A 23,289-nucleotide genomic window follows, 5' to 3' on the forward strand; every position below is an offset into this window, starting at 1 on the left:
TCAAGGCGCGGGGCGCCAGGCGGTCAGATGGGCGTCGACCGCCTCGAAAAATGCCGGGTCGGGCGTGAGTTCGAGCGGGACGGCCCAGGCTTGCACGGAGCCGTCTGCCGGCAAAAGGGCAAAGAGTTTGGTCGCGTCCTTCTCGGTGCAGACCAAGGGGTGCCGCGCGCCGTGCACCAGCTCCGCGTAGGCCGCCGGGTCGGCGTGATCCGGCAGGGCCACCTGCTGCGTGGGGGCGAGGCCGGCCTCCCGCAGCATGTCAAAGAACACCTCGGGCCGGGCGATGCCGGCCACCGCGGTCAGCGGCTCGCCCTTCAATCGCGACAGTTCGATGCGCTGGCCCCGGGGGCCGACGGCATGGGCGGCCAGTTGCCGCACCGCCCCGAACGCGGGCATGTCCGGCGCCGCCACACCCGTGGCGGCCGGCGCACCCGCGCGGCCTTGCCGCAGGAGAAGGTCGGGCCTGAACGGCGCGTGGCGCGCGGGCGGCCAGGGTTCGCGCAGCAGGCCGGCGGGCAGCAGCCAACCGTTGCCCACGCCGCGGTCGTCAAACACCGCGATGGCCAGTTGCCTCGCCAACGCGAGGTGCTGCAGCCCGTCGTCGCACACCAGCACATCCACGTCGGGGTGGGTGGCGCGCAGCGCGCGCGCGGCATCGACCCGGCGAGCCGCCACGCAGACGGGGACGCCGGTGCGCTGGTGGATCAAGAGGGGCTCGTCCCCGGCTTCGCTGGCTGGCGTGTCGGCGTGCACATGGGTCACGCCGATGGCGTGCCGGCCATGACCCCGCGAGACCACACCGGGATGCCAGCCCTGCGCCTGAAGGTGCTTGACCAGCGCGATGGTGCAGGGCGTCTTTCCCGCACCGCCGACCACCACGTTGCCGACCACGACGACCGGCACATCCATCTGGTGAACCTTCAGCAGCCCACGGGCATACAGCCAGCGGCGCAGGGCCATGAGCGAGCGGTACAGCAGGGAGACGGGCCAGAGCAGGCAGGACAGCGGGCCGCGTTGCTGGGCGCGCCGCAGCCAGGCGGCTTCCTGCGTCTGCCCCTGGGCCTGGCTCATGGCGGGCACCCGTGGCGCGTCAGGGTTTGCCGCGGGCGGGGGCACCCGTCTGCTGGGTGGCGAACGTGATCTGCACCAGGCCGGCCCGGCGGGCGGCGTCCATCACATTGATGACCGACTGGTGGGTGGCGGCGGCGTCCGCGCTGATGACGATGACTGTGTCGCGGTTGTCCTGCGAGGCTTCCGAGAGCACGCGCGTGAGGACCTCGACGCCCGCGCCCTCGAGCACCTGCCGGTTGATGGAGTAGCGGCCGTCGCTGCCCACCGCCACCACGATCTCGCGCGGATTCTGCTTGGGCGCCTGCGCGTCGGCCACCGGAAGGTTCACCTTCAGTTCGGTGAACTTGCTGTAGGTGGTGGTGAGCATCAGGAAGATCAGCACCACCAGCAGGATGTCGATGAACGGGATCAGGTTGATCTCGGGCTCATCGTGCTCACCGGTGCGGAAGTTCATAGCGTGGGCTTCCGCAGGCTCAGCAGGTGCCGGGCGAAGCGCTCCGCCGCGAGTTCCATGGACAGCAGGTAGCTGTCCACCCGGGCGCGGAAGTAGCGCCAGAAGATCAGCGCGGGGATGGCGATGATCAGGCCGAACGCGGTGTTGTAGAGGGCGATCGAGATGCCGTGCGCGAGCTGGCCGGGGTTGCCCATGCCGGGCACGGCGCCAACGGTGTCCACCGCCTGCGAGCCGAAGATCTCGATCATGCCGATGACGGTGCCGAGCAGGCCGAGCAGGGGCGCGGCCGACGCGATCGTGGCCAGCGCGCCCAGGTAGCGCTGCAGCTTGGCGGCGGCTTCGCGGCCCGCGCCTTCCAGGCTGGCGCGCAGGTCGTCTTCGGTGGCGCGCGGGTTGACGTTGTAGGTGCGGAAACCGGTGGCGAGCACCGTGCCCAGCACGGAGTTCTGTTCAAGCTGCTTGACCACGTCCGGGCCCGGGATGCCGTTGCGCGAGACCATGATGGCTTCGTCGAGCAGCTTGGGCGGGAAGATCTTGCGCGTTTTGAGGCTGACGAAGCGTTCGATGACCAGGGCCATGCCGAGCACGGAACAGGCGATCAGGGGCCAGATGGGCCAGCCAGCGGCTTGTATGATGGAAAACAAATCAGAACTCCAGGCTAGTGCCACCGGACGCGGGTGGCCTTGAGGGTGCGAACGATTATGTCTCAGGCCCATGTGCGGCCCTCTGAAGGGACCGACCATTCGGCCCCTGCCCATGCCGTCCAGCCAGTCGGGCCCGATTCCTCTCCCTGATGCACAAATTCTGTGGATAACTTTGTGAAAAACTCACCCGCGATGCGCACGAAACCCCGGCCTGGAAGGGCCGGCGACACGTCGATCACAAAACAGGCACTGCAAATGTCTTTGGAATCAAGGCTCTTGGCGGCATCGCGCGGCGCCATTGAAGGGTGTTTCAGCATCGCCAGCAACGGCGCGGCTTGTGGACACATTTGCCCCGGAGATGCGCGTGGCTGAATCCTTGTTCGATGCCGATCAGCCGTCCGCGCGGCGTGTGTGGGCAGTTGGCCCGCTGATGCGAGCCGTGGCCGACACCGTCTCGGCCCGATTCAATCCGGTGGCGGTTCGGGGGGAGCTTTCGGGCTTTTCGAGGGCGGCCAGCGGCCATTGTTATTTTTCGCTCAAGGACGAGATCGGCCAGGTGCGTTGCGCCATGTTCAGGCGCTCGGCCGAGCAGTTGAGTTTTGCCCCGCGCGATGGCCAGCTGGTCGAGGCGCGTGGCAAGCTCGATGTCTACGGTGCGCGCGGCGATCTGCAGCTCATTGTCGAGTCGCTGCAGCCCGCGGGGCAGGGCGCGCTGTTCGAACAATTCCTCAAGCTCAAGGCCCAGCTGGAGGCCGAGGGCCTGTTCGAGGAGGCCCGCAAACGTCCGCTGCCCGTGCAGCCGCGCAGCATCGGCATCGTCACGTCCCTGGGTGCGGCGGCCTTGCGCGATGTGGTCACGGCGTTGAAGCGGCGGGTGCCCCATATTCCGGTGGTCATCTACCCGGCGGCCGTGCAGGGCGCGCAGGCGCCTGCCGAGCTGTGCGCCGCGCTGCAAACCGCTTACCAGCGGCATGCGGACACCGGCGAGAGCGAGGTGCTGCTGCTCGTGCGCGGAGGCGGGTCGCTGGAAGACCTGTGGTCGTTCAACGACCCGGTGCTGGTGCGCACCATCGCGCAGGCCCCGATGCCCGTGGTGTGCGGCGTCGGACACGAGACCGACTTCACTTTGGCCGATTTCGTGGCCGACCTGCGCGCGCCCACGCCGACCGCGGCGGCCGAGCTGTGCGCACCCACGAAAGTGCAGCGCCTAGGCGAACTGGCCTACCTGCAGGAGCGCCTGAACGATGGCGCCTATTCGGACATCGATCAGCGCGGTCAGCGGCTTGACCGCCTGGCCCAGCGCCTGGGGCGGCCCTCCGGGCGCATCCACGACAGCCTGCAGCACCTGGCCAGTCTGGAGCACGGCTTGCAGCGCAGTGGTTCGCTGGCGATCCAGCGCCAGCACAACCGCCTGCAGACCTTGCAGACCCAGTTGCCGCCATCCTTGCAGCGCGCGCTGCAAGCGCAGCGGCAGCGGTTGCAGCGCGGCCAGACCGCGCTGGGCCTGCTCGATCCGCAACTCGTGCTGCAGCGGGGCTATGCCTTTCTCACCGACGAGCATGGTGCTGCGCTCACGCGCGCCGCTCAGGCCCGGCCCGGGCAGCCGCTGCGCGCGACGCTGGCCGATGGCTCGCTGGACGTGAGGGTGGAAGGCTGAATCCCTGAGGGCCGAGAAACCCTGATCGCTCTGCCGTCACTGGCCTTGCCTACAATGCGGAGGCCCGATTGCCTTGTGCTCCGCTTCCCGCGGCCAAGCGCGCCATTTCACAACACCAACGCAAGAGGAACCCCATGGAACACACCCTGCCCAAACTGCCTTACGACCTGGACGCCCTGGCCCCGCACTACAGCCGCGAGACGCTCGAGTACCACCACGGCAAGCACCACAACGCGTATGTGGTCAACCTGAACAACCTGCAAAAGGGCACGGAGTTCGAGAACATGGACCTCGAGTCCATCATCAAGAAGTCCAGCGGCGGCATCTACAACAACTCGGCCCAGATCTGGAACCACACCTTCTTCTGGAACTGCATGAAGCCCAACGGTGGCGGTGAGCCTTCCGGCGCGCTGGCCGCGGCCATCACGGCCAAGTGGGGCAGCTATGCCGCCTTCAAGGAAGCCTTCGTCAAGTCCGCCGTGGGCAACTTCGGCTCGGGCTGGACCTGGCTGGTGAAGAAGGCTGACGGCTCGGTCGACATCGTCAACATGGGCGCCGCCGGCACCCCGCTGACCACGGGCGACAAGGCCCTGCTGACCGTGGACGTGTGGGAACACGCCTACTACATCGACTACCGCAACCTGCGTCCCAAGTTCGTCGAGACCTTCCTCGACAAACTGGTGAACTGGTCGTTTGCCGAAGCCAACTTCGCCTGATCGCATGCGCCAGCATCAAGGGCTCGGAGGGTGACCTTCGGGCCCTTTTTGCTGTCTGGCGGCATGAAAGCATGCAAATTTTTTTGCGCGTGTTTTGTATTGTGGGAATGTGATCCCAAAAACGAAGGCCTGGCCCTTGCGCTGAAAGCACAATCACGGGATACCGGTCACCGTGTCCGCGCCACCGGCCTGGATGCCGATCGGCATCGCACCCTACAACCTCTGGAGATAAGCAATGAGCAGCCAGCAACCCACCATCATCTACACCCTGACGGACGAGGCCCCCTTGCTGGCCACCAGTGCGTTTCTCCCTGTCATCCGCACCTTCGCAGCGCCCGCAGGCATCAACGTCACCACCGCCGACATCTCCGTGGCGGGGCGCGTGCTGGCGGCTTTCCCTGAGTGCCTGACCGAGGAACAGCGCGTCAGCGACGACCTCGCCGCGCTGGGCAAGCTCACGCTCAAGCCCGAGGCCAACATCATCAAGCTGCCCAACATCAGCGCGTCGGTGGCCCAGCTCATGTCGTGCATCAAGGAGCTGCAGGCCAAGGGCTACAAGATTCCGGACTACCCCGAGAATCCCAAGACCGACGAAGAAAAGGACATCCGCGCGCGCTACTCCAAGTGCACCGGCAGCGCAGTGAACCCGGTGCTGCGCGAAGGCAACTCGGACCGGCGCGCCCCCCGCGCGGTGAAGGAATACGCCCGCAAGAACCCGCACAGCATGGGTGAGTGGAGCCAGGCTTCACGCTCGCACGTCTCGCACATGCACCACGGCGACTTCTACCACGGTGAGAAGTCCATGACCCTGGACAAGGCGCGCGACGTCAAGATGGAGCTGATCACCAAGAGCGGCAAGACCATCGTGCTCAAGCCCAAGGTCTCGCTGCTGGATCGCGAGGTGATCGACTCGATGTTCATGAGCAAGAAGGCGCTGCTGGCCTTCTACGAAAAGGAGATCGAGGACGCGCGCAAGACCGGCGTGATGTTCTCGCTGCACGTCAAGGCCACCATGATGAAGGTGTCGCACCCCATCGTGTTCGGCCATTGCGTGCGCATCTTCTACCGCGACGCCTTCGAGAAACACGGCAAGCTGTTCGATGAACTGGGCGTGAACGTCAACAACGGCATGGTGGATCTGTACAACAAGATCGCCACGCTGCCGCAGAGCAAGCAGGACGAGATCAAGCGCGACCTGCACGCCTGCCACGAAGGCCGCCCCGAGCTGGCCATGGTCGATTCGGCCAAGGGCATCACCAACTTCCATTCGCCCAACGACGTGATCGTCGACGCTTCCATGCCGGCGATGATCCGCAACAGCGGCAAGATGTGGGGCGCTGATGGCCGCCTGAAGGACGTCAAGGCCGTGATGCCCGAATCGACCTTCGCCCGCATCTACCAGGAGATGATCAACTTCTGCAAGTGGCACGGCGCGTTCGATCCCAAGACCATGGGTACCGTGCCCAACGTGGGCCTGATGGCCCAGCAGGCCGAGGAGTACGGTTCGCACGACAAGACCTTCGAGATCCCCGAAGACGGCGTGGCCAACATCACCGACCTGGCCACCGGCGAGGTGCTGATGAGCCAGGACGTGGAGCAGGGCGACATCTGGCGCATGTGCCAGGTCAAGGACGCTGCCATCCGCGACTGGGTCAAGCTGGCCGTGACCCGCGCGCGCAACTCGGGCATGCCCGTGGTGTTCTGGCTCGACGCCTACCGCCCGCACGAAGCCCAGCTGATCACCAAGGTCAAGATGTACCTGCACGAGCACAACACGGCAGGTCTGGACATCCAGATCATGAGCCAGGTGCGCGCCATGCGCTACACGCTGGAGCGCGTGATCCGCGGGCAGGACACCATCAGCGCCACCGGCAACATCCTGCGCGACTACCTGACCGACCTGTTCCCCATCATGGAACTGGGCACCAGCGCCAAGATGCTGTCCATCGTGCCCCTGATGGCCGGTGGCGGCATGTACGAGACCGGTGCAGGCGGCTCCGCGCCCAAGCACGTGCAACAGCTGGTGGAAGAGAACCACCTGCGCTGGGATTCGCTGGGTGAGTTCCTGGCCCTGGCCGTGAGCTTCGAAGACCTGGGCCTCAAGAACAACAATGCCCAGGCCAAACTGCTGGCCAAGACCCTGGACGCGGCCACCGGCAAGCTGCTGGACAACAACAAGAACCCGTCGCCCAAGACCGGTCAGCTCGACAACCGCGGCAGCCAGTTCTACCTGGCGCTGTACTGGGCGCAGGAGCTGGCTGCGCAGACCGAGGACAAGGCGCTGGCGGAGAAGTTCGCACCGCTGGCCAAGGCGCTGGCCGACAACGAGAAGACCATCGTCAAGGAACTGGCCGACGTGCAGGGCAAGCCGGTCGACATCGGCGGCTACTACAAGCCCGATTTCGCCAAGCTGGAAGCCATCATGCGCCCCAGCAAGACGTTCAACGCGGCGCTGGCTTTGCTGAAGTCCTGACGCAAAAAAGGCCACCGGAAACGGTGGCCTTTTTCTTTTCGGGGGTTACTTGATGAACGGGGCGCCGCTCAGGCGCGAGCCGGCCTTGATGCCGCGCTTGTCGAACCAGCCCTGGTGCATCTCGAGCACGTAGCGCACCGGCTTGGCCGAGCAGTGCGAGTCCAGGCTCTGGGGCTGCATGTTCGCCAGGTTGACGATGGTGCCGTCGTCGGCCACGAAGGCGGCGGTCAGCGGCAGCAGCGTGTTCTTCATCCAGAAGCACTGACCGGAGGGCTGTTCAAACACGAACAGCATGCCCTCGTTGACCGGCATGTCCTTGCGGAACATGAGGCCCACGGCACGTTCCTGAGGGGTGGCGGCCACCTGGGCGTGGATCAGGTGCATGCCGGCCGACAGGCCGACGCGCGGCAGCTGAAGCTGAGGACCTTCCTGGGACCAGGCTGGCCCCGACAGCAGGAAGAACAGGCAGATCAGGGGCGTGAGCAGGCGTTTCATGCGGTGAGGCGGGTGAGTCGGGTCAGGCCCGCATTGTCCGCCATCGTGGCACGGCCGGGCGGGGGCTGAAGCTCCGAGTCTAGAATTCGCGCTCTTGTTCCCTTCCTCAGCCCTCTGGATTCCCATCGACATGTACCAGCACATCCGCGTGCCCGCCCAAGGTCAGAAGATCGCCGTCAATGCCGACATGTCGCTCCAGGTGCCTGACGAACCCATCGTGCCTTACATCGAAGGCGACGGCACCGGCCTGGACATCACGCCGGTGATGCTCAAGGTGGTGGACGCCGCCGTGGCCAAGGCCTATGGTGGCCGCCGGAAAATCCACTGGATGGAGGTCTATGTCGGCCAGAAGGCCACCCAGGTCTACGGGCCGGACGTCTGGCTGCCGGAGGAAACCCTGGACGCCTTGCGCGCCCACGTGGTGTCCATCAAAGGGCCCTTGTCCACGCCTGCCGGTGGGCCGTTCCGCTCGCTGAACGTGGCGCTGCGCCAGGCGCTCGACCTCTATGTCTGCCTGCGTCCTGTGCAGTACTTCGAGGGCGTTCCGTCGCCGCTGAAGGAGCCCGAGAAAACCAACATGGTGGTGTTCCGCGAGAACTCGGAAGACATCTATGCGGGGATCGAGTACGAGGCGGGCTCTCCCCAGGCGCAAAGCCTGATCCGCCTGCTTCAGGTCGAAATGGGCGTGACCACCATCCGTTTCCCGGCCACGTCGGGCATCGGCATCAAGACGGTGTCCAAGGAGGGCACCGAGCGCCTGATGCGCAAGGCGATCCAGTACGCCATCGACCACGACAAGCCCAGTGTGACCATCGTGCACAAGGGCAACATCATGCGCTACACGGAAGGCGGCTTCCGCGACTGGGCCTACGCGCTGGCCCAGAAGGAATTCGGTGCGGCCTTGCTCGACGGCGGGCCGTGGTGCCAGTTCCGCAACCCGAAGACCGGCCGGGACATCCTCATCAAGGATTGTTTCGCCGACGACTTCCTTCAGCAGATCCTGCTGCGCCCGCTGGACTTCTCGGTGGTGGCCACGCTCAACCTCAACGGCGACTACATCGCCGACGCGCTGGCGGCGCAGGTGGGCGGCATCGGCATCGCGCCGGGTGCCAACCTGTCCGATTCCCTGGCGTGCTTCGAGCCCACCCACGGCCCCGTGCCCAGGTTCGCGGGCAAGGACTACGCCAACCCATGCGCCGAAATCCTCGCCGCCGAGATGATGCTTCGGCACCTGGGCTGGAAGGAGGCCGCCGACGTGGTCATCGCCGCCCTGCGCAGCGCCATCGGCAGCAAGCAGGTCACCCACGACTTCGCCCGGCTGATGTCCGGCGCCACCCAGGTCAGCTGCTCCGGTTTTGGCGACGTGATGATCGAGAGCATGTAAATCGCGCCTGGTTGGCCAAATCCATTCCCCCGCCCGGGCGTGCGGTGGGAAGAAGCGCACGAATGCCGCCCAACTCGGTGGTTTTCAAGCCAGCTTTCGCTTCACAATGAGGCATGGCTGATGCAGGTTGCCACTCCCCCCGCCGACCCGAAGGCAATGCTGTTTCGGGCCGTCGGGAGGCTGTTGTATTCCCGCACGATGCGGCGGTGCAATGCGCACCGCTAGAATCATTTTCATGGCCACCCAGAACCCCAAGAAACCGCCCAACCCTGTTGTCTCGCCCCCCAGCACGGGCAGCGACGACTCGGTGGTGCTGGAGCGGCGCGCGCAACGCACCCAACCCCCCCAGATGTTCCAGGTGGTGCTGCTCAACGACGATTTCACGCCAATGGAATTCGTGGTGCATGTCATCCAGGAGTTTTTCAGCAAGGACCGGGAGACCGCCACCCAGATCATGCTCAAGATCCATCTGGAAGGAAAAGGCATCTGCGGCGTGTATTCGCGCGATGTCGCCAGCACCAAAGTGGATCAGGTGCTCCAGGCCGCCCGGGCGGCGGGGCATCCATTGCAATGTCTGAGTGAACCGGTTGAATAAATCCGAATCCACCCCATCTGAGCCCTAGTCAGCCCCTTTTGACCTTTTTGAACCAGACGATTGCCTCTTCGATCACCCAGCCCAAAGGACGTGCCCAATGATTGCCCAGGAACTTGAAGTCAGCTTGCATATGGCCTTTGTCGAGGCCCGGCAGCAGCGGCACGAATTCATCACGGTGGAGCACCTGTTGCTCGCGCTGCTGGACAACCCCAGCGCCGCCGAGGTGTTGCGCGCCTGCTCGGCCAACATCGACGACCTTCGCAAATCCTTGACGAACTTCATCAAGGACAACACCCCGCAGGTGGCCGGCACCGACGAGGTGGACACCCAGCCCACGCTGGGCTTCCAGCGCGTCATCCAGCGCGCCATCATGCACGTGCAGTCCACCGGCAACGGCAAGAAGGAAGTCACCGGCGCCAACGTGCTGGTGGCGATCTTTGGCGAGAAGGACTCGCATGCCGTGTACTACCTGCACCAGCAGGGTGTGACGCGCCTGGATGTGGTGAACTTCATCGCCCACGGCATCCGCAAGAGCGACCCGCCGGAGCCCACCAAGTCGGGCGAAAGCGCGGCCGAGAACGAGGAAGCCAGCGAAGCCAAGGGGAATGAGAAAGCCTCGCCCCTGGAGCAGTTCACCCAGAACCTGAACCAGATGGCCAAGGACGGCAAGATCGATCCGCTGATCGGCCGCGAGTACGAGGTCGAGCGCGTGATCCAGATCCTGTGCCGCCGCCGCAAGAACAACCCGCTGCTGGTGGGTGAAGCCGGTGTGGGCAAGACCGCCATCGCCGAGGGCCTGGCTTGGCGCATCACCCAGGGCGACGTGCCCGAGATCCTCGCCGAGTCGGCCGTCTACTCGCTCGACATGGGCGCTTTGCTGGCCGGTACCAAGTACCGCGGTGATTTCGAACAACGCCTCAAGGGCGTGCTCAAGTCGCTCAAGGACAAGCCCAACGCCATCCTGTTCATCGACGAGATCCACACGCTGATCGGTGCGGGTGCCGCCTCGGGTGGCACGCTGGACGCGTCCAACCTGCTCAAGCCGGCGCTCTCCAGCGGCCAGCTCAAGTGCATCGGCGCCACCACCTTCAGCGAGTACCGCGGCATCTTCGAAAAAGACGCGGCCTTGTCGCGCCGTTTCCAGAAGGTGGACGTGGTCGAGCCGACGGTGGCCGAGACGGTGGACATCCTCAAGGGGCTGAAGTCGCGCTTTGAAGAGCACCATGGCGTGAAATACGCCGTGGCCGCCCTGCAGGCCGCCGCCGAGCTCAGCGCGAAGTACATCAACGACCGCCACCTGCCCGACAAGGCCATCGACGTGATCGACGAGGCCGGCGCCGCCCAGCGCATCCTGCCGGTGTCCAAGCGCAAGAAGACCATCAGCAAGGCCGAGGTCGAGGAAATCGTGGCCAAGATCGCCCGCATTCCCCCGGCGAACGTGTCCAACGACGACCGCAGCAAGCTGCAGACGCTGGAGCGCGACCTCAAGAGCGTGGTGTTCGGCCAGGACAAGGCACTGGAAGTGCTGGCATCGTCGGTCAAGATGGCGCGTTCGGGCCTGGGCAAGGCGGACAAGCCGATTGGTGCCTTCCTGTTCAGCGGCCCCACCGGCGTCGGCAAGACCGAAGCCGCCAAGCAGCTGGCCTACATCATGGGCATCGACCTGATCCGCTTCGACATGTCGGAGTACATGGAGCGCCATGCCGTGAGCCGCCTGATCGGCGCGCCTCCGGGCTATGTGGGCTTCGACCAGGGTGGCCTGCTGACCGAGGCCATCACCAAGAAGCCGCACTGCGTGCTGCTGCTCGACGAGATCGAGAAGGCGCACCCGGACATCTTCAACGTGTTGCTGCAGGTGATGGACCACGGCACCCTGACCGACAACAACGGGCGCAAGGCCGACTTCCGCAACGTCATCATCATCATGACGACGAACGCGGGTGCCGAGACCATGAACAAGGCGACCATCGGCTTCACGAACCCGCGCGAAGCGGGCGACGAGATGGCCGACATCAAGCGCCTGTTCACGCCTGAGTTCCGCAACCGCCTGGATGCGACCGTCAGCTTCAAGGCGCTGGATGAGAACATCATCATGCGCGTGGTCGACAAGTTCCTGCTCCAGCTGGAAACGCAACTGGCCGAGAAGAAGGTCGAGGTCACGTTCACCGACGGGCTGCGCAAGCACCTGGCGAAGAAGGGCTTCGACCCGCTGATGGGCGCGCGCCCGATGCAGCGCCTGATTCAGGACACGATCCGCCGTGCCCTGGCCGACGAACTGCTGTTCGGTCGCCTCACCGAAGGTGGGCGCCTGACGGTGGACATCGAGACCAAGCAGGACGAAGCGGGCAAGGAAACGCAGGAAGTCATGCTCGACATCCAGCCTTTGTCGAAGAAGGAAGGCAAGGCCAAGCCCGAGGAAGCCACGGCGGGCTGAGTTCCGTCGACGTCTGAATGAAAAAGGCCCGGTATGACCGGGCCTTTTTTCTTGGGCGATCGCCGGATCAGCGCTTCTTGCTGCCGCCCAGCAGGCCCCCGAGCATGCCGCGCACGATCTGGCGGCCCAGGCCACTGGCCACGCTGCGGGCCGCGGTTTTGGCCATCGTCTGCACCAGGCCGTCGTATTGCCCGCCACGGGGGCCGGTGCGGCCGAACAGCGCTTCGTTGACCATGTTGCCGAAGCCGCCGCTCTCGGCCGGTGCCTGCTGCTTGTCCGCGCCCGGAATGCGGGGCGTCTTCGCGGCCGAGGACGCTTCGGTGGGTTCCTCCGCGCCGCGTTTTCCGGCGTGGTTGGCAAACATCTCGTAGGCGCTTTCGCGGTCCACCACCTTTTCGTACACGCCCGCCACCAGCGAGTTCTGGCGCAGTTGCTGGCGCTGGGTGTCGGTGATGGGGCCCAGCTGGCTGCCTGGCGGCACCACGAAGACGCGCTCGGTCTCGGTCGGGCGGCCCTTGGGGTCGAGCAGGCTGACCAGGGCTTCGCCCACGGCCAGCTCAGTGATCGCGGCTTCGATGTCCAGCCCCGCCTTGGGGCGCATCGTCTGGGCGGTGGATTTCACGGCCTTCTGGTCGCGGGGCGTGAAGGCGCGCAGCGCGTGCTGCACGCGGTTGCCCAGCTGGCCGAGCACGCTGTCGGGGATGTCCAGCGGGTTCTGTGTGACGAAATAGACCCCCACACCCTTGGAGCGCACCAGCCGCACCACGAGCTCGATGCGCTCGATCAGCACCTTGGGTGCTTCGTTGAACAGCAGGTGGGCCTCGTCGAAGAAGAAGACCAGCTTGGGCTTGTCCGGGTCGCCGATCTCGGGCAGGGTCTCGAACAGCTCGGACAGCATCCACAGCAGGAAGGTGGCGTACAGGCGCGGCGCGTTCATCAGCTTGTCGGCCGCCAGCACGTTGATCACGCCCTTGCCGTCCACCGTCTGCATGAAGTCGGTGATGTCGAGCATGGGCTCGCCGAAGAACTTGTCGCCCCCTTGCTGCTCCACCTGCATCAGCCCGCGCTGGATGGCGCCGATGCTGGCGGCGCTGATGTTGCCGTATTCGGTGGTGAACTGCTTGGCGTTGTCGCCGATGTGCTGCAGCATGGCCCGCAGGTCTTTCATGTCGAGCAGCAGCAGGCCGTTGTCGTCGGCGATCTTGAACACCAGGTTGAGCACGCCGGCCTGGGTGTCGTTGAGGTTGAGCATGCGCGCGAGCAGCAGCGGACCCATGTCGCTGATGGTGGCGCGCACCGGGTGGCCCAGCTCGCCGAACACGTCCCACAGCGTGGTGGGGCAGGCGTGGGAGGCGGGTGGCGTGATGCCCCGGTCTTTCAGGATGGCGCTCATCTTCTCGCCGAAGCTGCCCGGCTGGCTGATGCCGGAGAGGTCGCCCTTGACGTCGGCCATGAACACCGGCACGCCGATGTTCGAGAACTGCTCGGCCAGCGTCTGCAGGGTCACGGTCTTGCCCGTGCCGGTGGCGCCGGTGATCAGGCCATGGCGGTTCGCGAGCCCGGGCAACAGCTGGCAGGTGGTGGTGGCGTTCTGGGCGATCAGCATCGGTTCGGCCATGGCAAGGGTTCCTCAGGGAAGGCGGTTCGGGTGAAAACGTAAAATCGCAGGCTTATTAGATCAAAGCCAGAACGGGCAAAAGGACAATTTCGTGGCCGGACACAGCAAATGGGCAAATATTCAGCACCGCAAGGGTCGCCAGGATGAAAAGCGCGGAAAGATCTGGACGCGCGTGATCCGCGAGATCACCGTGGCGGCCCGCCAGGGCGGCGGGGACCCGGCGATGAACCCGCGGCTGCGGCTGGCCATCGACAAGGCCAAGGCCGCCAACATGCCGGCCGACCGCATCAAATACAACGTGGACAAGGCCTCGGGCAACCTGGAAGGCCAGGCCCTGGAAGAAATCCGCTACGAAGGCTACGGCATCGGCGGTGCGGCCGTGATCGTCGACACCATGACCGACAACCGCGTGCGCACGGTGGCCGAGGTGCGTCACGCTTTCAGCAAGTACGGCGGCAACCTGGGCACCGATGGCTCGGTGTCGTTCCAGTTCAAGCACTGCGGCCAGCTGGTGTTCGCGCCCGGCACCTCCGAGGACAGGGTCATGGAAATCGCGCTGGAGGCGGGTGCCGACGACGTGATCAGCGACGGCGACGGCGCCATCGAGGTGCTGACCTCGCCGGTGACGTTCGAGGCGGTCCGCAACGCGCTGGAGGCCGCTGGCCTCAAGCCCGAGGTGGCCGAGGTCACCATGCGGGCCGAAAACACCATCGAGCTGACGGGCGACGACGCCGCGCGCATGCAGAAGCTGCTGGACGTGCTGGAGGACCTGGACGACGTGCAGGACGTGTTCCACAACGCCGAAATCGGCGAATAAAGGTCGGCCCGGATGAAAGTACTCGTGATTGGCGGCGGTGGCCGCGAACATGCGCTGGCCTGGAAGCTGGCCCAGGCCGAAGGTGTGCAACAGGTTTTCGTGGCGCCCGGCAATGCCGGCACCGCGCGCGACCCGGCGCTGACGAACCTCGATATCACCGACAAGGCGGCGCTGCGTGCCTGGGCGCAAGGGCAGGGCGTCGCCCTCACGGTGGTGGGCCCGGAGGCGCCCCTGGCGGCTGGCGTGGTGGATGAATTCCGCGCCCATGGCATGCCGATCTTCGGCCCCACCAAGGCCGCCGCGCAGCTAGAGAGCTCCAAGGCGTTCTCCAAGGCCTTCATGCAGCGCCATGGCATTCCCACGGCGAAGTACCAGACCTTCACCGATCCGGCTGCGGCGCACGCCTACGTGGACACCGAGGGCGCGCCCATCGTGATCAAGGCCGATGGCCTGGCCGCCGGCAAGGGCGTGGTGGTGGCGATGACGGCGGCCGAGGCGCACGAGGCGATCGACTTCATGCTGGTCGACAACACCCTGGGCGTGGCCCACAACGAGGGTGGCGCGCGCGTCGTGATCGAGGAATTCCTCGTGGGTGAGGAAGCCAGCTTCATCGTGCTGTGCGACGGCGAGCACGCCTTGGCCCTGGCGACCAGCCAGGACCACAAGCGCCTGATGGACGCCGACCAGGGCCCCAACACCGGTGGCATGGGGGCGTACTCCCCCGCACCGGTGGTCACGCCGGCGGTGCACGAGCGCGCCATGAACGAGGTGATCCTGCCCACGCTGCGGGGCATGAAGGCCGATGGCATTCCCTACACAGGTTTCCTCTACGCGGGTCTGATGATCACGCCCGACGGGCAGGTCAAGACGCTGGAGTTCAACTGCCGCATGGGCGACCCGGAGACGCAGCCCATCATGATGCGGCTGCGCAGCAACCTGGCCCAGGTCCTGTTGTCCGCCACCCGTGGCGAGCTCGATCATGTGGCGCTGGACTGGGACCCCCGTGTGGCGCTGGGCGTGGTGCTGGCCGCCGCCGGTTACCCGCTGAGCCCGCGCAAGGGCGATGCCATCACCGGCCTGCCGGCCGACGAAGCCGATCGCATGGTCTTCCATGCCGGCACCAGCGGCGCGCCGGGCGCGGTGCAGGTGTCGGGCGGGCGCGTGCTCTGCGTGACGGCGCTGGCGGGCTCCGTGGCCGATGCCCGGCAACGCGCCTACGAGGTGGTGGACGCCATCCACTTCGACGGCATGCAGTGCCGCCGCGACATCGGGTACCGCGCACTTTGAACCCCTCCGCCGACTACCCCGGGCCGCACGCGGTCCGGTTTCGTGGTTCTTCGCTGTCGCGCTGGCTGCTGTCCCGTCTGGGTTGGCAGCTGCGCTTTGATGGTTTTCCGCGCCTGCAGGGCGTGGCCATCGTCTATCCCCACACCAGCAACTGGGACTTCGTCGTGATGCTGCTGGCCAAGTGGGCCATTGGCGTGCCGGCGCGCTTCTGGGGCAAGGACACGCTGTTCCGCGTGCCCGTGCTGGGTGCCTGGATGCGGTGGCTGGGTGGCATCCCGCTCGATCGCCAGTCGCCTCGCGGCGTGGTGGGGGAGATGGTCGCCTTGATGACCCGGCATCGGCAGGAGGGACGCCTGCTGTGGCTGGCGCTCTCGCCCGAAGGCACGCGCCGGCGCGCGCCAGGATGGCGCAGCGGCTTCTACCAGGTGGCGGTGGGGGCGGACGTGCCCGTGGCCCTGATCCAGCTCGATTACAGTCGCAAGCAGGTGAACGTCACCGACTTCATTCGCCTGAGCGGCGACGAGGCGGCGGACTACGCCCGCATGGCCGCGTCGTACGAGAGCGTGCGCGGCCTGCATCCCGAACTCGCCAGCCCCGTGCAACCTTTGTCCAGGCCCCTTTCCGTCGATCCGGCATGAGCATGCAACAGACCCCCACGTCCTTTGTGCGTGAGTACCTCACCGACCTGCAGGACCGCATCGTCTCCACCGTGGCGCTGGTCGATGGGGGCAGTTTCGTGGTGGACCGCTGGACCAAGCCGGCCGGCGAGCCGCTGCAGGGCAGTGGGGTCACGCAGATCCTCGAGGACGGTGCCGTCTTCGAGCGCGCGGGCTGCGGTTTTTCCCATGTCACCGGGCCCCGCCTGCCACCTTCGGCCACGCAGCACCGGCCCGAGCTGAGCGGTGCACCCTTCGAGGCCATGGGTGTTTCGCTGGTGTTCCACCCGCGCAATCCTTATGTGCCCACGGTGCACATGAACGTGCGCATGATCGCTGCCACGCCCGAGGGTGGCGAGCCCGTGTGCTGGTTCGGCGGCGGGATGGACCTGACGCCGTACTACGGTTTTGAAGAGGACGCGGTGCATTTCCATCGCTCGGCGAAAAACGCGCTCGATCCCTTCGGCGTGGACAAGTACCCGCGCTTCAAGACCTGGTGCGACGAGTATTTCTATCTCAAGCACCGCGATGAGCAGCGCGGCATCGGCGGGGTGTTCTTCGACGATTTCTCCGAGTTGGGCTTCGATGGCAGCTTCGCCATGATGAGTTCGGTGGGTGACGCCTTCCTGGACGCCTATCTGCCCATCGTCGACCGCCGCAAGAACACGCCCTACGGCGAGCGCGAGCGCAGCTTCCAGCTGTACCGGCGCGGCCGCTACGTGGAGTTCAACCTCGTCTGGGATCGGGGCACGCATTTCGGGCTGCAGTCCGGCGGACGGGCCGAATCGATCCTGCTGTCCATGCCGCCGCTGGTGAGCTGGGCCTACAACCGCAAGACGAAAAAAGGCACGCCGGAAGACCGGTTGTACAAGGAGTTCCTGGTGCGCAAGGACTGGATCTGATGGCTTCTACCTCGCCACCCCGGCGCGTGGGCATGTTCGGTGGGGCGTTCGACCCCCCGCATTGGGCGCACCGTGCGCTGGCCGAAACCGCGCTCAACCAACTTGGCCTCGATGCGCTGCACATCCTGCCCACGGGCCATGCCTGGCACAAGTCGCGCGTGCTGTCGCCCGCCGATGACCGCGTGGCCATGTGCGAACTCGCCTTTGGCGATCTGCCGCACGTGCAGCTGGACCAGCGCGAAATCCACCGCGAAGGCCCGAGCTACACCGCCGACACCTTGCGCGAACTCAAGCGCGAGTACCCGCAGGCCCAGCTGTTCCTGATCCTCGGCGCCGACCAGTTGCTGGCGTTCAAGAACTGGGTGCGCTGGCAGGAGGTGCTCGATCTGGCCACGCTGGCCGTGGCCAACCGGGCCACCAACATCGGTGCCGACGCCCCCCTGGACCAGGCCACCGAAACCGACCTCTCCAGCGTCGATCTTCCCTTCGAGCTGCTCAACATGCCCCTGAAGAACATCAGCGCGACGGCCGTGCGCGCCCGCGTGGGCCAACCCGCGCAGAGCACCGGCGCGCTGGATGTTCTGGTGCCCGAGCCCGTCGCACGCTATATTTCACAACACCACCTCTACCAGCCTCCTACATGACCAGCGAAACCACAGCCAAGAAAGACATCCAGCGACTCCAGAGGGCCATCGTCGATGGGCTCGAGGACGTCAAGGGTCAGGACATCGTGGTTTTCAACACCGAGCACCTCTCCCCCTTGTTCGAGCGGGTCATCGTGGCCAGCGGCACGTCCAACCGCCAGACCAAGGCACTCGCCGCCAGCGTGCGCGATGCCGTGCGTGAAGCGGGTTTCGACAAGCCGCGCATCGAGGGCGAAGACAACGGCGAATGGATCATTGTGGACTGCGGCGCCGCCGTGGCGCATGTGATGCAGCCCGTGATCCGCCAGTACTACCGCCTGGAAGAGATCTGGGGCGCCAAGCCCGTGCGCCTCAAGCACGGCACGGAAAAGCCTGCCGCGCCGGCCAAGCCCGCCGCGAAGAAGAAGGCCGCCAAGGCGCCTGAGGCCGCCCCCGTTGCGGCCAGGAAGGTGGTGCGCAAGACGGCCGCCAAGGCCGCGCCGCCTGCGCCCGCGAAGAAGAGCCCGGCCAGCACCAGCAAGGCCGCCGCACCCAAGCGCGGCGCCACCGCTGCCAAGAAGGCGCCCCTGCCCAAGGTGGTGGTTGGCAAACCCGTGGCCAAGAAGACCGCGAAACCCGCCGCCAAGTCGGTGGCCAAACCCGCGGCCAGGAAAACCAGCCAGCCGGCCGCCAAGAAGAAGGCATGAGGCTGCTGATCGTCGCGGTCGGGCAGCGGGTGCCTGACTGGGCCCAGACCGCCTACGACGATTACGCCAAACGCTTTCCACCCGAGCTGCGGGTGGAACTCAAGTCCGTCAAGACCGAGCCGCGCGGCTCCAAGACCCTGGAGACGCTGCTCGCGGCCGAGCGCGAGCGCATCGAGGCCGCCATTCCCCGTGGCAGCCGCGTGGTCGCGCTCGATGAACGCGGCACCACGCTCACCACCAAGGCCCTGGCGCAACAACTGCAGCAGTGGCAGCTGGAGGGCGACGACGTTGCCCTGGTGATCGGTGGGCCCGACGGCCTGGAGCCGGCTTTCCGCGCCGCGGCCCACCAGCGCATCCGACTGTCCGACCTGACCCTGCCGCACGCCATGGTGCGGGTGCTGCTGATCGAGCAGCTGTACCGGGCCTGGTCGGTCAACGCCAACCATCCCTATCACCGCGAATGACCGATTTCATCTACCTGGCGTCCCAGAGCCCGCGCCGCCGGCAGCTGCTGGAACAGTGGGGCGTGCGCTGCGAGCTGCTGTTGCCCGATGCCGAGGAAGACGTGGAGTCGCTGGAAGCCGTACTGCCCGGTGAAGCACCCACCGCCTATGTGCGGCGGGTCACCGCGCTCAAGCTGGAAGCCTCGCTGGCGCGTCTGAAGCGCCGCCGCCTGCCGAGTGCGCCCGTGCTGTGCGCGGACACCACCGTGGCACTGGGCCGCCGCATTCTTGGCAAACCCGCCGATGAAGCCGAGGCCGCCCGCATGCTGGCCGATCTGGCTGGCCGGCAGCACCGGGTGTTGACGGCGGTCGCCGTGGGCAAGCCGGGTGCCCGGGGCGATCGCACCTGGGCGGCCTTGTCCACGTCCCGGGTCACGTTCGAACCGCTGAGCGCCGCGCAGATCCGCCGCTACGTGGCCACCGGCGAGCCCATGGGCAAGGCCGGCGCCTACGGCATCCAGGGGCGCGCGGGTTTGTGGGTCAGCCACATCAGCGGCAGTTATTCGGGCATCATGGGCTTGCCTGCGCACGAGACAGCGCAGGTGCTGCACGCCGCGGGCGTGCGGTTGATCTGAGACACCACACGCCACGGAGAAGGGCTTCATGAGCCAGGACATTCTGATCAATTGGTCTCCCCAGGAGACGCGCGTGGCCGTGGTGGAGCAGGGGGCCGTGCAGGAGGTGCACCTGGAGCGCACCCTGGAACGCGGCCTCGTGGGCAACATCTACCTGGGCAAGGTGTCGCGCGTGCTGCCCGGCATGCAGTCGGCCTTCATCGACATCGGCCTGGACCGGGCGGCCTTTCTCCATGTGGCCGATCTGATGCCCAACATCGCGGCCAAACACGCCACGCCGCGCGAACGTCCCCTGACGCCGTCGGCCAGCGAAGTGGATCCGGCGGCGGCCGGGGCACCCCCCGTCAATGCCGGCGCCAAGCTGCTCGCGCCCAATCCCGTGCTGCCCATCGAGCGCCAGATCTTCGAGGGCCAGGCCCTGATGGTGCAGGTGCTCAAGGACCCGATCGGCACCAAGGGCGCGCGCCTCACGGCCCAGATCAGCATCGCCGGCCGCCTGCTGGTGTTCCTGCCGCAGGACAACCACATCGGTGTGTCGCAGAAGATCCCGCCCGCCCAGCGCGAGGCCTTGCGCCAGCGGCTCGTGCGGTTGACCGCCACCACCGACGGCAGCCCAGCGGGCGGCTTCATCCTGCGCACCAACGCCGAGGACGCCACCGACGAGGAACTGGTGGACGACACCGCCTACCTGCGCAAGACCTGGCTGCGCATCAAGGAAGCCGCCACGCGCCAGCCGCCGGCCACCTTGCTGCACGAAGACCTGAACCTGATGCAACGCGTGCTGCGCGACCTGGTGGGCGCCGACACGCAATCGATTCGCATCGATTCGCGCGAGCAGCACGGGCTGCTGGTGGGTTTCGCGGCCGAGTTCATGCCCGACACCGTCGGCAAGCTGCAGCACTACAGCGGCGAGCGCCCGATCTTCGACCTGTTCAACATCGACGAGGACATCGCCCGCGCGCTCAGCCGCCGGGTGGACCTGAAGTCGGGCGGCTACCTGGTGATCGACCAGACCGAGGCCCTGACCACGGTGGACGTGAACACCGGTGGTTTCGTGGGCGCGCGCAATTTCGACGACACCGTGTTCCGCACCAACCTGGAAGCGGCCCAGGCCATCGCGCGCCAGCTGCGCCTGCGCAACCTGGGCGGCATCGTGATCGTGGATTTCATCGACATGGTGCGCGACGACCACCGCGAGGCGGTCCTCACGGAGTTCCGCAAGCAGCTCGCGCGCGACCGCGTGAAGACCATGACGGGGGGCTTTTCTCAGCTCGGCCTGGTGGAGATGACGCGCAAGCGCACGCGCGAATCCCTGGCCCACATGCTGAGCGAGTCCTGCGAGGCCTGCAGCGGGCGGGGCGCGGTGAAGACGGCGCGCAGCGTCTGCTACGACATCCTGCGCGAGATCCTGCGCGAGGCGCGTGCCTTCAACCCGCGCGAATTCCGGGTGGTGGGGTCGCCCAAGGTGATCGAGCTGTTCCTGGACGAGGAGCGTGCCCACCTGGCGGGCCTGTCGGACTTCATCGGCAAGCCGATCTCCCTGCAGAGCGAGAGCTCGATGACGCAGGAGCAGTACGACATCGTGCTGCTATAGGAATCCCCCTGCGCCGCCTTCGGCGTCACCCCCCCCAGGGGGCAACACCTGCGGCCCGGCAAAGCCGGTTCCGCGGTGTTTCTGGAAGGGGGGCTTTCTCCGGCCTACACCTCTGGCCGAAAACTTTGCGCGTGCAGGCGCGCGTACAGCCCGTCGGCCTGCAGCAGCTCGCGGTGCGAGCCCTGTTCCCGGATGCGGCCGTCGGCCAGCACGATCACGCGGTCCGCGTGCTCGATGGTGGAGAGGCGGTGCGCGATCACCAGGGTGGTGCGGCCCTTCATGAGGCGGGCCAGGGCGTCCTGCACCAGCCGTTCCGACTCGTTGTCCAGTGCCGAGGTGGCTTCGTCCAGGATCAGTACGGGCGCGTCCTTGTAGATCGCGCGGGCGATCGCCAGGCGCTGGCGCTGGCCGCCCGAGAGCTCGGCCGCGTTGTGGCCCACGGTGCTGTGGATGCCCTGGGGCAGGCGCTGGATGAGCTCGCCGAGGTTGGCCGAGACGAGCGCCGCGCGCACGCGCATTTCATCGATCTGATCGTCCGCCGCCCCCAGCGCCACGTTGGCGGCCAGCGTGTCGTTGAGCATCACCACGTCCTGGCTCACCATGGCGTACTGGCGGCGCAGGCTGCGCAGCTCCCATTCGGGAAGCGGCACGCCGTCGAGCAGCACCTCGCCGCGCTCGATTTCGACGAAGCGCGGCAGCAGGTTCACCAGCGTGGTCTTGCCCGAACCCGAGGGGCCCACGAAGGCCACCACCTCGCCGGGCCGGATGTCCAGCGACACCCCCCTGAGGGCGATCAGGCTGTCGTCGTCCCCACGGGCGGGGCCGCCGTCTTTCGCGGGGTAACGCACCCAGACGTCGCGCAGCGAAATCGAGCCCGAGACCCGGTCGGCGGCGTGCCTGCCACCGGTCTGCTCGGGCGTGTGCTCGATGAGTTCCAGGCCCCGTTCGAGCGCGGCCAGCCCGCGCGTGATGGGCGCGGCGATCTCGGCGAGGTGCCGGATGGGGGTGATCAGCATCAGCATCGCGGTGACGAAGGCCACGAAGTTGCCCACCGTCACGCCGCTGGTGCTGCTCTGCCAGAGCGCCACCGCGATCACGGCCGACAGCGCGGCAGACGCCAGCAGCTGGGTCAGGGGGGTCATGGCGGCCGAGGAGATGGTGGACTTGAGCGCCAGGCGCCGCAGGGCCATGCTCAGGCGGTCGAACCGCTGGCTCTGCCGTGCCTGGGCGCCGTGCAGGCGCACCATGCGGTGGGCGAGCACGTTTTCTTCCACCACATACGCCAGTTCGTCGGTGGCCTGCTGGCTGTCGCGGGTCAGCTTGTAGAAGCGGCGCGAGAGCACCCGCATGATCAGGATCAGACCTGGAAAGACCATCAGCACGATGAGCGTGAGTTTCCAGTTCAGGTAGAGCAGGTAGCCCATGAGGGCCACCACGGCCAGGCTGTCCTTGGTGAGCGTGAGGAAGGCCGTCACCAGCAACTGCGAGCCGGTCTGCACCTCGTACACCAGGGTGTTGGAGAGCTTGCTGGCGTTTTGCCGTGCAAACAGGGTCATCTGGGCGTCGTTGAGCTTGACGAACATGGCGCGGCGCAGGTTCAGCAGGCCCAGGCTGGCCGTGTACGACAGCGCGTACTGGGCGGTGAAGCCGGCCACGCCCCGAATGCCGAACAGCCCCATCAGCGCCACCGGCACCATCCACAGCTCGACATTGCCCTGGGCGAAGCCGCGGTCCAGCAGGGTCTTCAGCAGGGCGGGGATCAGGGGCTCGGTCAGCGCCCCGATCAGGGTGGCCACGGCCGCGAGGACAATGCCGGTCTTGGCCGAGCGGAAGTAGGGCCACAGGCGCAACAGGCGCTGCGTGAGGGTGCCGTCCAGGGGCTTTTGCGGTTGGGCGGTATCGGTCAAGGGCAGGTCGCTTCAGGAAATCTTGCAGATCGGCGGAACAATGTGGCGCCACGGGAATCAAGCATCGGATGCATGCCGGGCAGGCAGCGGCGTGCACACATCTTGTCACGGAAGGCCCAGTGCCCTCCGTTATTATCAGTTGGTTGGCTGCGACGCATTCTCAGCGCCGCAACCCAA

At 66.4% G+C, this 23,289-nt stretch carries 21 protein-coding genes; 15 read left to right on the plus strand and 6 right to left on the minus strand.

The features are described from left to right. The 3 genes from lpxK to AC1Q9M_RS18020 are packed head-to-tail and all read right to left on the minus strand — an operon-like array spanning position 1 to position 2,169. On the minus strand, positions 1-1,071 hold the full coding sequence (gene lpxK, locus AC1Q9M_RS18010; RefSeq protein WP_444686626.1) for a tetraacyldisaccharide 4'-kinase: 1,071 nt from the start codon (positions 1,069-1,071) through the stop codon (positions 1-3). A 19-nt stretch (positions 1,072-1,090) separates the two neighbouring features. After that, on the minus strand, positions 1,091-1,525 hold the full coding sequence (locus AC1Q9M_RS18015; RefSeq protein WP_291117082.1) for an ExbD/TolR family protein: 435 nt from the start codon (positions 1,523-1,525) through the stop codon (positions 1,091-1,093). Further along, a complete protein-coding gene (locus tag AC1Q9M_RS18020) occupies positions 1,522-2,169 on the minus strand; it encodes a MotA/TolQ/ExbB proton channel family protein (RefSeq protein ID WP_382157694.1) in 648 nt (215 codons plus the stop codon). Before AC1Q9M_RS18020 ends, AC1Q9M_RS18015 begins: the two co-directional genes overlap by 4 nt. Positions 2,170-2,527: 358 nt before the next feature. Here AC1Q9M_RS18020 and xseA point away from each other — a divergent pair, with 358 nt between their 5' ends. The 3 genes from xseA (at position 2,528) to AC1Q9M_RS18035 (ending at position 7,015) form a co-directional block, all read left to right on the plus strand. After that, positions 2,528-3,826: an exodeoxyribonuclease VII large subunit gene (gene xseA, locus AC1Q9M_RS18025; RefSeq protein ID WP_444687480.1), complete on the plus strand. Its 1,299-nt coding sequence runs from the start codon at positions 2,528-2,530 to the stop codon at positions 3,824-3,826. 134 nt (positions 3,827-3,960) lie between these two features. Then, positions 3,961-4,542, plus strand: coding sequence for a superoxide dismutase (locus tag AC1Q9M_RS18030; RefSeq protein WP_291117076.1), 582 nt, complete (start codon positions 3,961-3,963; stop codon positions 4,540-4,542). A gap of 235 nt (positions 4,543-4,777) precedes the next feature. Continuing rightward, a complete protein-coding gene (locus tag AC1Q9M_RS18035) occupies positions 4,778-7,015 on the plus strand; it encodes an NADP-dependent isocitrate dehydrogenase (RefSeq protein WP_382326604.1) in 2,238 nt (745 codons plus the stop codon). Between the two features lie 45 nt (positions 7,016-7,060). Here the strand turns inward: AC1Q9M_RS18035 and AC1Q9M_RS18040 are convergent, their stop codons facing one another. Then, positions 7,061-7,510: a DUF192 domain-containing protein gene (locus tag AC1Q9M_RS18040; protein ID WP_492434918.1), complete on the minus strand. Its 450-nt coding sequence runs from the start codon at positions 7,508-7,510 to the stop codon at positions 7,061-7,063. A 130-nt stretch (positions 7,511-7,640) separates the two neighbouring features. Between AC1Q9M_RS18040 and icd the strand changes: the two genes are divergently transcribed. The 3 genes from icd to clpA all read left to right on the plus strand — a co-directional run bounded on the left by icd (position 7,641) and on the right by clpA (position 11,923). Continuing rightward, positions 7,641-8,894 carry an NADP-dependent isocitrate dehydrogenase gene (icd, locus tag AC1Q9M_RS18045; RefSeq protein WP_492434997.1) on the plus strand — a complete coding sequence of 418 codons (1,254 nt, stop codon included), beginning with the start codon at positions 7,641-7,643 and terminating at the stop codon, positions 8,892-8,894. A gap of 235 nt (positions 8,895-9,129) precedes the next feature. Beyond that, a complete protein-coding gene (gene clpS / locus AC1Q9M_RS18050; RefSeq protein WP_291117066.1) occupies positions 9,130-9,489 on the plus strand; it encodes an ATP-dependent Clp protease adapter ClpS in 360 nt (119 codons plus the stop codon). A gap of 97 nt (positions 9,490-9,586) precedes the next feature. Next, positions 9,587-11,923 (plus strand): ATP-dependent Clp protease ATP-binding subunit ClpA, encoded by a 2,337-nt coding sequence (gene clpA / locus AC1Q9M_RS18055; RefSeq protein WP_291117064.1) that lies wholly within the window; start codon positions 9,587-9,589, stop codon positions 11,921-11,923. A gap of 67 nt (positions 11,924-11,990) precedes the next feature. Here the strand turns inward: clpA and AC1Q9M_RS18060 are convergent, their stop codons facing one another. Continuing rightward, positions 11,991-13,541 carry a helicase HerA-like C-terminal domain-containing protein gene (locus tag AC1Q9M_RS18060; protein ID WP_492434921.1) on the minus strand — a complete coding sequence of 517 codons (1,551 nt, stop codon included), beginning with the start codon at positions 13,539-13,541 and terminating at the stop codon, positions 11,991-11,993. Positions 13,542-13,632: 91 nt separating this feature from the next. On the opposite strand from AC1Q9M_RS18060, the gene AC1Q9M_RS18065 reads away from it, so the two are divergent. From AC1Q9M_RS18065 to AC1Q9M_RS18105, 9 genes are read left to right on the plus strand one after another with little or no spacing between them, the layout of a single operon-like run. Further along, positions 13,633-14,358 (plus strand): YebC/PmpR family DNA-binding transcriptional regulator, encoded by a 726-nt coding sequence (locus tag AC1Q9M_RS18065; protein ID WP_382324995.1) that lies wholly within the window; start codon positions 13,633-13,635, stop codon positions 14,356-14,358. 12 nt (positions 14,359-14,370) lie between these two features. Continuing rightward, positions 14,371-15,645, plus strand: a complete 1,275-nt coding sequence (purD, locus tag AC1Q9M_RS18070; RefSeq protein WP_382324993.1) for a phosphoribosylamine--glycine ligase — start codon at positions 14,371-14,373, stop codon at positions 15,643-15,645. Then, a complete protein-coding gene (locus AC1Q9M_RS18075) occupies positions 15,642-16,283 on the plus strand; it encodes a 1-acyl-sn-glycerol-3-phosphate acyltransferase (RefSeq protein WP_382326610.1) in 642 nt (213 codons plus the stop codon). The genes purD and AC1Q9M_RS18075 overlap by 4 nt, the downstream gene beginning before the upstream one ends. A 2-nt stretch (positions 16,284-16,285) precedes the next feature. Continuing rightward, the gene (gene hemF, locus AC1Q9M_RS18080; protein WP_382325624.1) at positions 16,286-17,203 is read left to right on the plus strand and encodes an oxygen-dependent coproporphyrinogen oxidase; all 918 of its coding nucleotides are present in this window, start codon (positions 16,286-16,288) and stop codon (positions 17,201-17,203) included. Further along, positions 17,203-17,847: a nicotinate (nicotinamide) nucleotide adenylyltransferase gene (nadD, locus tag AC1Q9M_RS18085; RefSeq protein WP_382157706.1), complete on the plus strand. Its 645-nt coding sequence runs from the start codon at positions 17,203-17,205 to the stop codon at positions 17,845-17,847. Before hemF ends, nadD begins: the two co-directional genes overlap by 1 nt. Continuing rightward, positions 17,844-18,533 carry a ribosome silencing factor gene (rsfS, locus tag AC1Q9M_RS18090; RefSeq protein ID WP_444686624.1) on the plus strand — a complete coding sequence of 230 codons (690 nt, stop codon included), beginning with the start codon at positions 17,844-17,846 and terminating at the stop codon, positions 18,531-18,533. The genes nadD and rsfS overlap by 4 nt, the downstream gene beginning before the upstream one ends. Next, the gene (rlmH, locus tag AC1Q9M_RS18095) at positions 18,530-18,997 is read left to right on the plus strand and encodes a 23S rRNA (pseudouridine(1915)-N(3))-methyltransferase RlmH (RefSeq protein ID WP_291117046.1); all 468 of its coding nucleotides are present in this window, start codon (positions 18,530-18,532) and stop codon (positions 18,995-18,997) included. The genes rsfS and rlmH overlap by 4 nt, the downstream gene beginning before the upstream one ends. Next, positions 18,994-19,611, plus strand: coding sequence for a Maf family protein (locus AC1Q9M_RS18100; RefSeq protein WP_492434925.1), 618 nt, complete (start codon positions 18,994-18,996; stop codon positions 19,609-19,611). The genes rlmH and AC1Q9M_RS18100 overlap by 4 nt, the downstream gene beginning before the upstream one ends. Before the next feature lie 28 nt (positions 19,612-19,639). Beyond that, the gene (locus AC1Q9M_RS18105) at positions 19,640-21,205 is read left to right on the plus strand and encodes an Rne/Rng family ribonuclease (RefSeq protein ID WP_492434927.1); all 1,566 of its coding nucleotides are present in this window, start codon (positions 19,640-19,642) and stop codon (positions 21,203-21,205) included. A 104-nt stretch (positions 21,206-21,309) separates the two neighbouring features. On the opposite strand, the gene msbA is transcribed toward AC1Q9M_RS18105, so the two are convergent. Beyond that, positions 21,310-23,118, minus strand: a complete 1,809-nt coding sequence (gene msbA / locus AC1Q9M_RS18110) for a lipid A export permease/ATP-binding protein MsbA (protein WP_444687478.1) — start codon at positions 23,116-23,118, stop codon at positions 21,310-21,312. Positions 23,119-23,289: the final 171 nt, after the last annotated feature.

Source organism: Hydrogenophaga sp. GW823-FHT04C09 (assembly GCF_058796355.1).